The sequence below is a fragment of the Burkholderiales bacterium genome (genome assembly GCA_036262035.1).
In the GTDB taxonomy this organism is placed as follows: domain Bacteria; phylum Pseudomonadota; class Gammaproteobacteria; order Burkholderiales; family SG8-41; genus JAQGMV01.
Map to the genome: position 1 here is coordinate 149,001 of DATAJS010000023.1, position 15,428 is coordinate 164,428.

Sequence of the window (15,428 nt, forward strand, 5' to 3'; positions counted from 1 at the left end):
CCGCCGTGGACACATCGTTGCAGACGCAGCAGAGTGCCGAGCCGAACGCCAGCGCCGGTGAAGCGCCCGTCGTTTCCGTCATCATTCCCGTATACAACTGCCGGGAGTACATCCGCGAGGCGCTCGACAGCATCCTGAGCCAGGACTTCGGGAACATCGAAATCCTGATCGTCGACGACGGCTCGGACGATTTCGCGTACTCCACGCTCGCGGACCTCGATCCCCGCATACGCGTCTTCCGGCGGGACAAAGGCGGCGTATCCCGCGCGCGCAACTTCGCAATGAGCCAGGCGCGAGGCGAATTCTTCGCGTTTCTTGATGCCGACGACGTCTGGTTCCCCGGCAAGCTTTCCGCACAGGCCGCCTACCTCGAGGCACATCCCGAAGTCGGCGTGGTGTTCGGCGGCTTCATCAGGTGGGAACGCGGCGAAGACGGCGAGTATCCAGCTGCCGCCGGTCTCGTCAGGAATTGCTCGACTCTGGCGCGTCCAGAACCGACTCGATCCGGCTGGATCTATACGCGCTTGCTGCTCGGCTTGCTGGTCGGAATGAACACCGCAATGATCCGGCGAACCGTCTACGAGCGCATTGGAGGCTTCGACGAATCGTTGAGAATCGGCGAGGACTACGATTTCTGGTTGAGAGCATCCCGGGTCGCGGAAATGGACTGTCTCGACGCACCGATCGCGCTGTATCGCATGCATCCGGCGAGCGCGATGCACAGGCTGGACGCGGAAAATCATCTCGCGTTCATACTTCAGCGCGCGCACGCTCAGTGGGGCACCGTCGATCCGAACGGCAACACCATCCCGGACGCGGAGTTTCGCCGGCGCGTGGCGATGACCTACTTCGCGCACGGCTACTCGCATTACTGGGACGGGAATGCTTCCGTCGCCCTGGATGCATTTCGGAAAGCGCTCGAAGGCGGTGCCCGTCCGTCGCGAGCGCTGGTCTATCTGGGCCTCGCCGCCGCGAGGGTGATGCGCGAGCGCGCTCGGTCATTGCGATCCGATTCCGACGAGCGATCAATGGCGGCGCGGCCGGCGACCCTGGAGCCGCAGGTCACGGCGCCCATCATTTCGCGCCGCGCGGGCGCTCCGTTATGGGCAAGGCTCGCAGCCGGGGTCGTCAGCGGCGACGTGGTCCGCCGCCGCACGGAGAAGCTGACGATCTTCAATTTCCACAAGGTCCCCGGCGAGTCGGACGAGTATGGCCCGGACGAATTCACGCTCCGCGATTTCGAGCAACTGCTCGCCGTGGTTCAGCGCTATTTCGTGTTGCTTCCTCTCGAGGACGCCATCGCGCGCCTGGGCAGGAATGCGTTGCCGCCGTTTGCCGCCGCCCTCACGTTCGACGACGGTTACAGCAACTGGTTGACCGGGGTCGTTCCGTACCTCGAAACGCACCGTCTGCCGGCGACATTCTTCATTACGACCTGCCAACTGCAGGGGCGGCCGTTATGGTTCGAAAGGCTTCACCGCGTCCTGAACGCGCTGGGCGGCGAGCCCCGCCGCCTGCAGCCGCTGCTCCGCAAGTACGGAGTACGCTCTCACCCGCTCGCCCCCGTACAGGCGGCGGACGTCATCAAACATGCGAAGTACCTCGGCGCCGAGCACCGCGACGCGTTCATTCTGGAATGCGAGGAGCTGTCGGGGGTCGCGCGTGACTACCCCCTGTTTTCCGCGGACGACGTCCGCGCGCTGCACGACAAAGGCTTCTCTATCGGGGCACATACCGTGAATCACCCGATACTGTCGCGCTGCTCGAACGACGAGGCGCGTGCAGAGATCGCCGAGTCCAAGGAGATGCTCGAGAGCGTGATCCGGGCCCCGGTGAACCTGTTTGCCTATCCGAACGGCCTCCCGGGCGTGGACATCGTATCGACGCACGTGCGCTACGTGCGGCAAGCCGGATTCGCCGCGGCGGTCACGACTGCCCTCGGGGCGGCCACGCGGCAGACGTCGCTCTATCAATTGCCGCGTTTCTCGCCTTGGGCAAAGACGTCGAACAGGTTGCTCGTGCAATACCTGATGACGCTCGGCATTCGGTTCCCGGTCGTAGCGGAGGAACGAATCTCTTAGGGACGCGTCCGACGGCTGCGCTAGTCACCTACGTGGGCCCGCAACTCCTTAATGCGCCTCTGAAACTCCAGCATGTCGGCCTGTAGTTCTTGCTTCCGACGCTGCAGAACGCCACGCAACTCATCGCGCACGCCGAACAACGTGCGGAACGCCTCCTGCAACGTAGCCACGGTGGCATGCTCGTGTGGGATGCAGCACTGCGGAACCTCGAGCAATCGGCAGAATGCCAGGTTCTTTTGATCGTAAGCAATACTCAGGAAAGGGACCTCCGCATTTGCGGCGAAAATGCTCGAGTGCAGCATTTGGCAGATTACAAAGTCCACTTCCGCATACTCCCCGATCATTGAAACCGGATCGGTGTCGATTTTGACCAGTTGCAGACCTTGCGCCTGTAGGTAGTCCGCGACAGGATGCTCGAGATCGTGATGGACAAAGTAAACGAGCTCCGCGCCGTATTCGTCTTTTAGCCATCGCAGGAACGCAACGAGCTCGCTCAGCGCCCCTGTTAGGACCTGGATGGCCTGCCAGCCGTGCGCAGCGAGATTGATGCCAATGCGGCATCGCTCGGCGACAACGCCCCGGCCCCTCGATTCGTTGCGTTTTCTCAAAAACAGCACCGGGTCACCCACTACGGCTGGCGCTTGCAACTTGTCGACGTGCATGGCGAATAGTTGACGCGTCTCCACATCCCTCACGGACATGTGAGCACAGAGCCGCGCAAGCTCGCCAAGCTTTTTCTTCGTCTCGGCGGTGACTTCATCCAGCCCACACAATTGCTCGTGCATCAATCGATTCATGCCGATAGCGTAGGCGATGACCGGACAACTGATCTGCCGTAAAAAGTTGATGTCCTCCAAGCGTGTGTTCGTAGAGCCGTCGCCCCGCACGAAGACGTAGCCTCCGCCGCCGATCACGAACAAGTCGCAACTTGCGTTCACCTCCCGCAGTAGCTCGGGCGTCATGTCGCCCCAGGTGATCTCCAAAAACTCCAGCTGCTGCGGATTGAACGCTTCGATCAGCTGCTCTCGAATTGCCACTCTAATGGCTAGGTCACCCTTGTTCGTGTGCTGTCGGGTCAGGTAATGGTAATCGCTCAACACGAGCGTGCCGGTGATCCGCGTGCTCAAACGGTTCCAAGCGTTCTTGATAACGCTCTTGAGACGGGCTACAGGTCTCTTTTTAATCGCGCTATAGGCCGCGTGCTCGGCGATCGGCGCATATAGCGCGATTCGCAGCGCTCGATCACGGGAAAACGCTTCTTTCGCTTCTACAAACATCTTGCGAACCTCTTCAGCACAGCCGTAGCGTCCTTGATCGCCGTATCTCCGATAGATGTCGGATCGCCGATGCGCACTGCTGGCCCCGCATCACCGCCTGGCCTCGCACGCGCATTCCTCGACAGGGATAGAGCTAAGTAACAAACCTTCCTCGTTTTTTTCGCGGGCCGCGTCGAACCAATCGCGCCGCCAGGCTTTCTTATATCTACTTGAGCGCGGCCGCATAACGCGACAAGCGCCAGCCAGCGGACAACTGAACCCGATAAGCGATACTCCGAATATCCGAAGCGCTCCACGCGCCACGGAACACCCGATACTCTTCGGTTGCGAACCAGTCCTTGTACTGGCTCTTACCTTCTCCCAGGTCGATGTGCGACACCCCATGCTGACCAGATTCCTCGATGATGTTCGAGAGGAGCAATAACCCCGGGCTGTATCCGCGTAAAGCGGGGTTATAGACGGGAAACCAGTAATGCAATCTGTCGAACGATCGCAGACCGATATGTACTGCCGCCCACACGCCGTCGAACTCGAGCGTGGATAGGACGAGAGCGCACCCGGGCGACTTCTGCACGCGCAGATTCTCAAGCACATGTCCCTTCCACGCCTCCGCCAGCGCGTCGGGCACCCCGTTCACGCGGTATTGCTCGCGCTTTTGTGAAATGGCGACTTGCAGCCACTCCCATGAATGTTCCTGATCAAACGTAAAGGCGACGCGTTTGAAATCCTTTTCAGCTTTGCGTTGTCTGTTCTTGATGTTGTTGAACACGCCACGATGGCGCTGCCTCACACCACTCCAATACGAGTCAGACCCATCAGGCAACGAGATACTCGCTCCGACCCGAGGCTCTGCCCCGGCTAATCCCAGTTCCAGCTGCCGTTCGTCCAAATGACTGTAAAGGAAATGCGATAGTCCAGCGCAGGCGAGCAACGTAACCGCATCGATGGTTGGGGCTATATCAGTGTCCAAAATGACTCCGCACGAGTCATTGAGCTCAGAACCAACGCGTTCTGCAGCTCGACACCAGCGGGCAAAGTCATTGGCAAACTGGAACGGCCAAAAGCCGCACAAACGACCGTTGAAGTGCAAGAGACACACCCGCACTTGCCGGGATGCATTTGCGACCGCGGCTGAAAACTCCGCCGAGAAGAAAGGTGATTGATATTCCGGGTGTTCTTGTTGGATCTTCCGCCACGCGTCACGCTCTTGCTGCGTAAGATCATCCATTCGCTTGACGACCCCGGACCAATCGCCATGTGCGCGCCCGGGGAGTGCATGGATCAGGAAAGCTTCAGGCTGGCGTGGAACGGGGATGCTTGTGCGATCGCGTGGCGCACATGGGTTCCGCTGAGGCCGGAAAAACATAAAAGTCGCGAGCTTTGGATGCGATATGTTCAACCCGTCGCAAGTCCACTGATTCTCTGGCAGATGGACGCGGCCAAACACACCGGGCACGCGCCCCTGCGTCTGGGGACGGTTGAGCACCGGCTCGCTCGAAAAAAGCATTTCGAAGCCTGCCGACGCCGCCTTCATTACCACACTCTCATCGAACGCCCCATGCGGAAACGACATCGATCGCACCTTGCCGGCAACGTTGGCAATTGCGGTGAATGACTCGTTGAGCTCGCCGTCTACATCATCGACGTGGGTCAGAGGGGCGTGGGTATGCCCGTGACCTCCAAACTCGACGAGCGTGCGATCGGCTTCCTGCACATCATGAGCCGTAAGCATCTGCCGCCCAGGGGCATGGCAGGGCGCATACCTGCGCAGCATCTCATAGCGATCGGCAAGGGGATGCCGCGCGAGCTCCGCGGTGTATTCCTGGATACCTATAGGAGCACTTGCCCGGCCCTCGCCAAGAGGCGGGAACAACGTCTTCAACTCCGCGATCTCAGTCGATTCCGCGAGTGCCGAGACTAGGAGATCCTGCCACCAGACCGGTTGCTCCGTATTCAGGACTTCGGAGGCGACAAAGACTACGCATGGCATGCGCCGCCGACGAAGCTCGGCGTACGCGAATTCGAGTGAATCGCGCCAGCCATCATCAAAGGTGATAAGGGCCGCGCGAGTTGGTAAAGGCCGCTTTCCTTCTCTTGCGCGCGCGACATGATCGAGGTCGATCACGTGATAGTGCTTTTGAATGAAGTCGAGGGATCGCGCGAAATTCTCGACGCAGAGCGTAAACTCCCGCTCGGCACTCGCAAAAGCCGTACTGGAACGCGGAAGCACGCGATGGAACATGAAAACAGTCAGCGTGTGCCTGTTCCGTACGCGATGGATCAATCCATAGACTCCAACGCCATAGGCAATCGCGCGCAGGCGGTTCTTGAACCAAGCCATCATGCTCGTACGCTCAACATAGCGTGTACCGGTCTTCGTAACGTTGCGATACGTAGGGACTCGCGCGGTTTGTGCTAGTGAGCGGGCGACCAGGCATAACGCCGTGGCAGCCGCCTCGCGGCGCACAAAAAGTCTCGTCAGTGCGGCTGAGCAGCAACACTCGGGGGCGTCGCGTGTTGCAGCACCGGCTCTTGTTGCCTCGCCTTTTCTATGGAGTAACGCGTGACGACCACGATCGCCATCAAGTAATACGGCAGGTCGAAATAGGCGAGACTCAGGAACGCGCCTCCGACGAGATACCCGATGAGGCTCACTTTGACCATTGCGAACAACATACGCGCCCACGCGAACTCCGGCCCCGTCCGGACGCGCGCGTCGCGTTGTGCCCACCCGGCTGCGCGCCAGGTCGCCGCCCAGAAAGCGAGGAAGAGCACGAGGCCGACCACTCCGTGTTCCCCGAGCGTGGAGAAGTAAATGCTATGTGCAACGTGAATATCCAGCGGATTCGGGGCGAATTGTGCGAATACGTCGCGGGTATACATGGCGTAGCCTCCGCCGAAGAAGTGCGCCTTGGCCACGTTGACGGTAAGCCACCAGCTGTTGATCCGACCCTGCGCCGACGCGTCCGTATCGTAGTCCTGGATCGTCTCCATCCGCTCCCACCATTGCTCCGGCATCAGCGGAAGTATCAGTGCGGCACCGAGCACAACAAGAGCGCCCACGCCAAGTTTCTTTTCGCTCTTCCACACCAAGAGCACCGACATCGCGGCGATTGCCACCAACGCACCGCGTGAATGGCTGCCCAGAACCGAGACGACGCATAACAACATCGAGACTCGCAAGCCCCACTTCACGTATTTCTTGGTGGCGACCGACGAAAGGTAGTACATCAAAGGGATAACCATCGTCAGCGCCAACGCCACTTCGTTGTTCCCTTCGATGAACGTCTGCGTAGGACCGTAGACGCGGTAATGTCCTCCCGTCGCCAATGTGAACAAGCCACCCTTCACCCCGTACAATCCGAGCGATATCACGATCACCCACACCAGTGCGTGCACGTGCTTCCTCGTATGCAGAAGCGCGATCGTGACCAGCAGCATGAAGTTGATCTTCAGTACCCGCGTCCACATTTCATAGCTGAGCTCCGGGTTGAACGAGAACGGATACGTGATGCTCTGCCACACCGTAAATACCACGAGCAGAATCACCGGCGCATACCACTTCGCCTGCGCCTCCTTCCAATGGAACAACAAACCAATCATCGTCGTTGCGACGATCCACTGCGCCCATGGCCAGTCATAGGCGAATCCCCACGTGAGGCGGTGCGGATTCATGAGGCTCACAATTGCCCAAAGAATCACCCCCCGCCATGGCCGGCCGAGCGCGGCAAGCGCACCGATGATGAGGAACGAAGTAATGGCGAGGTCACGCATCGGGCATCAGGTCGAACGTAGTGCGGCCGCCCGTAGCTCGCCCGTCGTCGAGCAGGCCCGCTTGAACAGATCGACTTGCCCGACCGTCGAGTCGTCCCACGAAAACCGCTCCGCGTAGCGCCGGGTTTCGGCGCGATCCGGAGCATCGCGGCGCAGCTCCGTCACGTGCTCTGCGATCGCGCTCGACGATCGTTCGCGCATGAGGACGCCGGCCGCGCGGTCAGTCACGACCTCGGCGCAACCCGCCAGGCGCGTCGTGATAACCGGCGTTCCGCAGGCCATCGCTTCGAGCAAGACGTTGGGCCACCCCTCGCGCACCGACGCGAGCACCAGCGCGTCTACCGCGCTATAGAGCGTACGCAGTTCGCCCTGAGACAGACGCCCGAGAAAGCGGACGCGATCCGCCACCCCGAGGGAGACCGTGAGCTCGCGCAGTGCCTGCGCGCAGGGTCCCGTTCCCGCGATCAGCAGCTCGACATCCTGAAGCTGGGGCAACGCACGGATGATGAGATCGTGCCCCTTTGCCTCGACCAGACGACCGACCGCGGCCAGGCTGTATCGCGTGATATTCAGCGCCGCGCGTGCCTGCCCGCGATCCTCGGGCCTGAACAGCTTCAAATCGACGCCATTGCGCAGGACGGTGATCTTTGCGCCGTCGGCGCCCAGCGCGACGAGCTCGTCCTTGAGAGCGGCGCAGACCGTGATGATCTCCGCGCAATGCTCGGCCGCCCAGAGGATCATGCGGCGCGGAAGCGCGTAGCGAGGTATCAGGTTGATGTCCGTCCCGCGCGCCGTGACCACGACCGGCTTGCCCAAAGCCTTGCCCATCATCACGGCCGCAACCCCGTCCGGATAGAAGTAATGCGCGTCGATGACATCGAAGTCATAGCCCTCCGCGATCAGCTTGCGCGCCGCCGCGATACCCGCACGCGCGAGCGTGAACGGAGTGACCGTCATGCCGATCTTCGGCAGCACGAGATAACGGGGGTGACGGATCTCGATGCCGTTGAGCACCTCGACCCGAGGCACGGCAGAGAAAGCCGCGTATTCTCCGAACAGCGGATGCTTGGACGGAAACCACGGCACCGGCGCAATCACTTTCGACTGCACCTCTCCGCTCGCCACGAGATGCCGCAGGCGCGTCTCGACGAAGATGCCGTGCGCGGGATTGACGCTGTTCGGGTAGAGCGTCGTGAAAGTCAGCAGCTTGATCACCGCCGCGCTCCGTGCTCCGCGGCCAGGCTGCCCGGGCCGCGCCCGGACAGCTCCGCCGCAAGCGATTCCACACGCCGCGCATTACCCGTCCACGTAAGGTTGCGCTGCGCGATGGTGGCGGCGGCCGCCGCGCCGAGGCGCTCGCGCAGGCGAGCGTCTCCGCACAACCGCGTCAGCGCCGCTTCGAGCCCTGCTCCGGATGCATCGAACAGCACCGCGTTTTCACCGTCGACGAGCACTTCTTCGATGTTGGGCTGACGCGGCGCTACGATGGCCTTGCCGAGCGCGAGGTATTCGAAGAGCTTGAGCGGCGACGCATACTCGACCACTGCCGGTTGCAAGGCGATATCGAATGCGGCCACGTACGCGGGCACGGCGCTGCGATCGACGACGCCGGTGAACCTGACGCGTTCGGCAAGCCCGAGGTCCGCGGCCAGCTTTTCGAGATCGGCGCGCGCGGGACCGTCTCCGACGACGAGGAACCGCGCGTTGCGAGGCGCCGCGGCACTCGCGAGCCATCGCACCACACGATCCACACCGTGCCAGTCGCGTACGAAACCCGTAAAGCCGAGGACGATCTCGTCGCCGTAGCCCAGTGTCGCCTTTGCGGTAGCAGGCGGCGGCGCGGCGCTGAAGTGCTCGAGGTTGATGCCGTTGGGGATGACCGCGACTCGCGACGCCGGCACGCCGCGGCGTTGCACGTGCGCACCCAGCGCGCTCGTGACCGGCAGCACGAAATCGGCGTTGCGCCATGCCACGCCTTCCGCCCATGCGGCAAGCCGCGGCAGGCCGAGCCCCCCGAACCGGCCGCGCTCGTGCGCGAGCGGCGCGTTCACCTCCAGCAGAAGCGGCAGGCCGAATCGCCTGCGGACCATCGCGCCGGCGAGCATGAACAGGTTGTAGCGTTCGTAGACGACGTCGGGCCGCGCGTCGCGAATCGCACGGACGAGCCTCCGATACGCAACGAGCGAATACGCGAGCTCGAGCAGCTCGTATAACGCTTTAGGCAAAGCCGACTTGAGCCGATGCACCCAGCCGATCTTGTTGCCCATCCCGGCGCCGCCGTCGCCGCCCGGCGCGACGACGATCAGCTCGTGCCCGAGCTTGCGCAGGGCCGAGATCATCTCTTCGATATGGACCGCCTGGCCGTCGCGGGAGGCGGTGCGATGATGGTAGAGAATGCGCATGTCTTACGCGGCCAGCGCGGGCCGGGCAATGCGGTGATCGGCCTGGCCGAGAAACGCGTCGAACATCAGCAGCGACCAGATGGCCACGCTGTGGTCACGCCGTCCGGATCCGTGCTCTTCCACGAGCTGCTCGAGCGTGCGCCGATCGAACCAGCCGGTGTCGAGCAGGCGCTCTCCGCGCAACGACCTGCGGATGCGCTCGCGCAACGGACCGCGCAGCCAGCGCGCAAGCGGAACCGAGAAACCCATCTTCGGCCGGTAAAGCACGTCGTTCGGCAGGTACGGCTCGAGCGCCTGCTTGAACACCTTCTTGCCAATACCGCCGGCGAGCTTGAAAGCGCTCGGCAGAGTCGCGGCCCATTCGACGAGCGCGTGATCCATCAGCGGCTCGCGCACTTCCAGCGAATGCGCCATGCTCGCTCGGTCGACCTTGGTATTGATATCGCCGACCAGCCAGGTCTTGAGGTCGATGTACTGAACGAGCGCGAGCGCATCGTCGGTTCGGGCGTACGCCGCGTGGCGGCGGAAGACCTCCACCGCGTTGTAGCCGCCGAGGGCCGCTTTGAGCTCACCGCTGAAGACGCCGCTGCGCAGGTCGTCGCTCACGGCCGAGACCGAATGGAAATACGCACCGACCGCATCGCGCGCGAGCGCCTGGAATGTCGTCTTGCCGCGGAAGACGCGGGGCGCCCAGTCGAGCTTGGGATACGCGCGACCGAGCAGGCCGAAGACCGACTGGCGCAGGGACAATGGCAAACGCGCGCGCACGCCCTCCTCTGCCAGGTGCATGCGGTAGCGCCTATAGCCTGCGAAGACTTCGTCGCCGCCGTCACCCGACAGCGCTACGGTGACGTGCTTGCGCGCGAGCTGGCACACGCGATAGGTCGGGATCGCCGAGCTGTCCGCATAAGGCTCGTCGTAGAGCGCGGCGAGCGTATCGACGAGGCCGAAGTCTTCGCTGTCGACGAGGTCCTCGTGATGCCGCGTGGCGTATCGATCCGCGACCTGTCGCGCGAACTGCGCTTCGTTGTATGCGGGGTCGGCGAAAGCGATCGAGCAGGTGTTCACCGGTTCGGTGGAAACACCGGCCATCATCGCGACAACCGCGCTCGAATCCACGCCACCGGACAGGAACGCGCCGAGGGGCACTTCGGACACCATGCGCAGCTTCACCGATTCGCGCAGCCGCCGGATCAGCTCTTCGCGAGCTTCGACCTCACCGATGGGTGAGGTCGCGCCGAATCGCACATCCCAATACTGGCGCGGCTCCGCGACCCGCTCTCCCCGCCGCACCTTCAGCGTATGTCCCGCCGGCAGCTTGCGGGCCTGCCTGAAGATGCACCGCGGCTCGGCGACGTAGCCGAGGGCGAAATACTCCTCGACCGCGCAGGGATCGATGTCGCGCGAGAAGCCGCCGTGCGCCAGCAGCGATTTGAGCTCGGAGCCGAAGAGCAGCAGGCCGTCCGGGAGCAGCGCGTAGTGCAGCGGCTTCACGCCGAGCCGGTCGCGCGCGAGGAAGAGGGTTTCGCTGTTCCGATCCCACAGCGCGAAAGCGAACATGCCGCGAAAGCGCTGCACGCAGTCTTCGCCCCACGCTTCCCATGCGTGCACGATGACTTCGGTGTCGCTGCGCGTCCGGAACACGTGCCCGAGCGCCGTCAGCTCGGGTATGAGGTCGCGGTAGTTGTAGATCTCGCCGTTGAACACCACGCAGACGCTGCCGTCTTCGTTGAAGAGCGGCTGCTGTCCCGTGGCGAGGTCGATGATCGACAGCCGCCGGTGGCCGAGGCCGATACCCGGCTCGACGTGCAGGCCGCCCTCGTCCGGCCCGCGATGGTGCTGGCTCTCGTTCATGCGGTGCAAAACGCCGCGATCGATGTCGCGGCGGTGCCGGGTGTCGAAGATGCCGGTGAGGCCGCACACGATCAGGCCGCTCCGGGTGCAAGCTGCGGCGCCCGCTGGGCGAGCAGCCGTGAGAACAGCCGGTCGTAGGCGTCCGCCATCGCGCGGATGCTGAATGCTTCGGCGACGCGCGCGCGCGCCGCCGCTGCGTGGCGCGCAGCCAGCGTGCGGTCGCCCCAGTAGCGCAGGATCGCGTGCGCCATCGCGTCGACGTCACCCGAGGGAACGAGCGTGCCGGTGACGCCTTCGGTCACCAAGTCGGCGTTGCCTCCCACGGCCGTAGCGACGATCGGCAGGCCGCTCGCCATCGCCTCCTGGATCGTGCACGACGTGCCCTCCGCCAGCGACGGCAGCACGAAGCATCCCAACCCGCGCATGATCGCCGCCACGTCGTCGCGTGCGCCGGGCAGCCAGGCGAGGTGATGGACGCCGGCCTCGGCGAGGATGGCCGCGGCTACGCTGCGCAACGGACCGTCCCCGATCATCGCCAGGCGCATGCTGTCGGCGGCGCGAGGCTCTATCTGCAGCGCGCGCACGAAAGAGCGCGCGAGCAGCGTCTGGTTCTTGATCGCCTGCATCCGTCCGACCGTTCCCACCACCCATGCACCGCCGTCGAACGGCACGGCCGCGCTCCCGCCCGCAGCGGGCGCGTAGCGATCGGTATCGACCCCGTTGAAGATCAGAGAGACATCCGCCTCGCTTATGCCGACGCCGCGCGTCAGGTATTCGACGATGTGCGGCGACACGGTGACGTAGCGGCTGACGAAAGGCCGATACAACCGGCGGATATGGCGGTACTTGCGGCTCGATCCGTCGCGATCGTGCACGTCCCAGCCGTGCTCCGCGTGCACGCGCACGGGAACGCGCGCGAGCCATGCGGGGACGGCGGCTTCCAGCGCGGCCAGGTTGCACGTGTGCACGACAGCCGGCCGTGCACGACGGAAATAACGGTACAAGGCGGGATACAGCCGCACCGCGTGTCCCGGGGCTTTGCCGAGCGCGATGTACTCCACGTCGCGCCGTGCGATGCGCTCGCGGAACGCAGTGACCTCCGTCAGCGCCACCACGGCATGCCGGTAGGTGGGCAGCCAGTCGATGAGGCTCGCGATCACGTTCTCGAGACCGCCGATGTCGAAGCGATACACGACGTGCGCGATCAGCGGACGCGGATCGGCTGGGCTCATCGCACGGACCTCGTTCGCGACAGCGCAGCGGAAATCGGTCCCTCGGATGCCGCGACGAACGATTCGAGCGCTTTCACCGCCTGGGCCGTGTCCGCGCCCGTCGCATACACGATCACCGCGGCCGAATCGTCGCCCTCACCGCGCAGCCGCGACAATGCGGTGTACGCCTTCGCCACGTGATCGCTGGTCGTGGTGCGGCCGGCGATCCAGTACCAGCTCCATACGACCATACGCTCGCCGCTCGCACCCTTGAGCTCAGCCGAGCGCACCTCGAGGCTACGACCGCCGGCGTCGACGCTGCGCGCGCCCGACTTCACCTGCGCCCAGCGCTTGTCCTTGGTCGTGACGAGCACGTTCTCGGAGCTGACGAGCTTGCTCGTGTAGCCCTGGTTCCGGTAATACGCAACGAAGAGCCCGACGCGTGCGGTGCCGTCGCTGAAGATCGCGTTCGTTTCCGCGGCGGGATTCTCGAAGCGTGGGCGCCACGCATCACGCGACGCATCGACGCGCTGCCATCCGCCGCCCGGCTGCACGAGCGCGAGTTGCGGGGCGCTCGCGGCGTCGGCATGCTCGATCGCGACGAACGCGAGCTTCCACACCGCCGCGACGGCGACGCAGAGCGCTGCGGTCGCGATCACGCTCCGGCCCTTCCGGCCCGCCGCCGGAGCCGCGGCCGAAGCTGTTACGGCAGCGCCGGTCCGATCCTCGCGCCAGCGCGCGCCGGCGAAGAAGAGGATCGCCATCACGATCCCGAAGAAAGCCCAGCCGTAGATGAGGTGGTCGGCGCCGGCAGCCACTTTGTTGTCGGACAGGTGGCCGAGCATCACGATGATGTAGGCGCGCATCCAGTTCGCGACGATGGGCACCGCGACTGCGAACGCGATGAATGCGATGCGGCGACGCGCTGAGCGATACGCGAGGTGCGCGAACAGGGTGCCGACCATGAGGGAGGCGATCAGGTAGCGCACGCCGCTGCACGCCTCGACGACCGACCACCGCCCGCTGGGTATGACGAACTGCTGCCCTTCGCGATAAACCGGAATCCCGGTGAGGCGCAACCCGAGCACCGTCACGTCGGCGGTCCATTCCATGAGCCGCGGCATCACGAACTCGCCGATCGGCACCGCGAAGAACAGGAAGGCGAGCGGAAATGCGAGGCTGCGCGCAGCCTCTCCGCCGACGAGCGCGACGACGACGCACACGACCATCGCCACCAGCGCGAGCTGGGTCACTGCATTGACGCTCGCAAGCTCGCCCGCAAGCCAGGCGGCGCCCGCGGCTGCAAGCAGCACCAGCGGCCACCATGCCGGACGCGGCACCGCCCGCGCAATCTCGGCACGCTCGCTCCAGACGAGCCACAGCGAGATCGGAACGACGACGTAGCCGTGAGCGAACGTGTCCGAGCGCGTCCAGATCTCGACCATTCCGCGCGCGGTGGAGCCATACAGCGCCAGTACGCACGCTATGCACGCGCCGATCGCGATCGCGCTCGTACGCCACGTCATGCCGCTCCGCGCCGACGAAGCGACATCGTAATCGGTCGGCAGATCCCGTTTCATGGCGCCAGCGCCTCGTGTCCTCGCGCGAACGGACTCGCAGCGAAGGCGGCAGGCTGCGCAATGCGCCGCAACAGCGGCTCGAGCTGTCGATCCCAGCTATGGCGCGCGGCGATGAAGCGGCGGCCCGCGGCGCCCTGCGCTTGAGCCCGTGCGGGATCGGCCAGCAGCGCATCGATCGCATCGACGAAAGCGCCGGCGCTCCCGACGCCGGTGACCACGTCGTCCGTCGCGCCTTCGATCGCGCCCGCGCACGCCCGCGAAGTCACGACTGCTTTGCCCATCGCCATCGCCTCGAGCACCTTGTTCTGTATGCCGCGAGCGACACGCAGCGGCGCCACGGCGATCGCGGCGTGCTGCACGTACGGCCGCACGTCGGGAACGCCGCCCGTGACGACGATCGCATCGCTTGCGAGCGCTTCGACTGCCGGCGCGGGCCGCATGCCGACGATGTAGAACCGCACGTCGGGCCTGCGCGCCCGCAGGGCGGGCAGCACCGCGTCGGCGAACCACGTGACCGCGTCGACGTTCGGCCAGTAATCCATGGCGCCGGTGAACACCACCGGCGTCTCGCCCGCTGCATACGGCGACAGCCGCTCGGTCTGCGGAGCGAAGTACTCCGAATCGACGCCGTTGCCGATCGCGTCCACCCTTCCCGCGCACTCGGGCGCGAGCCGGCTGAAGAGCGCGACTTCGGCGGGCGTGACGAGGAACGAGCGCTCGGCACGAGCGGCGATCGCGCGTTCGGCTGCGAGCAGACGCCGTCCTTCGCGCGCATAGATCCACGACGACGGCCAGTGATGCGAGCGGCTGTATTCCTGCCACTTCGCCGAGTCGACGTCGACGAGATCGACGAACAGCCGCACGCCCGGCAGCCCCTCGACGTACTGCGCCATCGGTGAGGAAAACGCGACCGCGGTATCGATGCCCTGTTCTGCCACCGTGCGGCGCACCCAGCGCGCGAGGTTGCCGTCCCGGTAGTACGGCAGCGTCAGCGCTTCGCCGGTGAGCAGCCCGGTAAGGCTGCGCACCTTGGCCGCCGCCGGCCTCAGCGGCTCGACGTGCAAACCGGCACACAGCGGCGCCAGGTTGCCGACGTAAGCGGCGTCGGCACGATCGTCCACGAACGTGCCCAGAAAGACACGATGGTCACGAGCCAGCGCTTTGAGCAGATGGTACGAGCGCACCTTGTCGCCTTTGTTCGGCGGGTACGGAAGCCTGTGCGCCAGGAAAAGCAGGTTGCTCACGCGCG

Annotated in this window: 10 protein-coding genes; 1 reads left to right on the plus strand and 9 read right to left on the minus strand. The window is 64.4% G+C overall.

The features are described 5' to 3' along the window. Positions 1-5: 5 nt before the first annotated feature. On the plus strand, positions 6-2,081 hold the full coding sequence (locus tag VHP37_24530) for a glycosyltransferase (protein ID HEX2829534.1): 2,076 nt from the start codon (positions 6-8) through the stop codon (positions 2,079-2,081). Between the two features lie 20 nt (positions 2,082-2,101). Here the strand turns inward: VHP37_24530 and VHP37_24535 are convergent, their stop codons facing one another. The 9 genes from VHP37_24535 to VHP37_24575 form a co-directional block, all read right to left on the minus strand. Further along, the gene (locus VHP37_24535) at positions 2,102-3,358 is read right to left on the minus strand and encodes a polysaccharide pyruvyl transferase family protein (protein HEX2829535.1); all 1,257 of its coding nucleotides are present in this window, start codon (positions 3,356-3,358) and stop codon (positions 2,102-2,104) included. A 205-nt stretch (positions 3,359-3,563) separates the two neighbouring features. Further along, entirely contained in the window at positions 3,564-5,699 is a 2,136-nt protein-coding gene (locus VHP37_24540) for a GNAT family N-acetyltransferase (GenBank protein HEX2829536.1), read from the minus strand. Positions 5,700-5,836: 137 nt separating this feature from the next. Next, positions 5,837-7,132, minus strand: a complete 1,296-nt coding sequence (locus tag VHP37_24545) for a putative O-glycosylation ligase, exosortase A system-associated (GenBank protein ID HEX2829537.1) — start codon at positions 7,130-7,132, stop codon at positions 5,837-5,839. 6 nt (positions 7,133-7,138) lie between these two features. Beyond that, on the minus strand, positions 7,139-8,347 hold the full coding sequence (locus tag VHP37_24550; protein HEX2829538.1) for a glycosyltransferase family 4 protein: 1,209 nt from the start codon (positions 8,345-8,347) through the stop codon (positions 7,139-7,141). Beyond that, positions 8,344-9,534, minus strand: a complete 1,191-nt coding sequence (locus tag VHP37_24555; GenBank protein ID HEX2829539.1) for a glycosyltransferase family 4 protein — start codon at positions 9,532-9,534, stop codon at positions 8,344-8,346. The genes VHP37_24550 and VHP37_24555 overlap by 4 nt, the downstream gene beginning before the upstream one ends. Before the next feature lie 3 nt (positions 9,535-9,537). After that, a complete protein-coding gene (locus tag VHP37_24560) occupies positions 9,538-11,457 on the minus strand; it encodes an XrtA/PEP-CTERM system amidotransferase (GenBank protein ID HEX2829540.1) in 1,920 nt (639 codons plus the stop codon). A gap of 2 nt (positions 11,458-11,459) precedes the next feature. Beyond that, positions 11,460-12,620 carry a TIGR03088 family PEP-CTERM/XrtA system glycosyltransferase gene (locus VHP37_24565; protein HEX2829541.1) on the minus strand — a complete coding sequence of 387 codons (1,161 nt, stop codon included), beginning with the start codon at positions 12,618-12,620 and terminating at the stop codon, positions 11,460-11,462. Further along, complete coding sequence (gene xrtA, locus VHP37_24570; protein ID HEX2829542.1) at positions 12,617-14,179, minus strand: exosortase A; 1,563 nt, start codon at positions 14,177-14,179, stop codon at positions 12,617-12,619. Before xrtA ends, VHP37_24565 begins: the two co-directional genes overlap by 4 nt. Next, positions 14,176-15,423 carry a TIGR03087 family PEP-CTERM/XrtA system glycosyltransferase gene (locus VHP37_24575; protein ID HEX2829543.1) on the minus strand — a complete coding sequence of 416 codons (1,248 nt, stop codon included), beginning with the start codon at positions 15,421-15,423 and terminating at the stop codon, positions 14,176-14,178. Before VHP37_24575 ends, xrtA begins: the two co-directional genes overlap by 4 nt. Positions 15,424-15,428 lie beyond the last annotated feature (5 nt).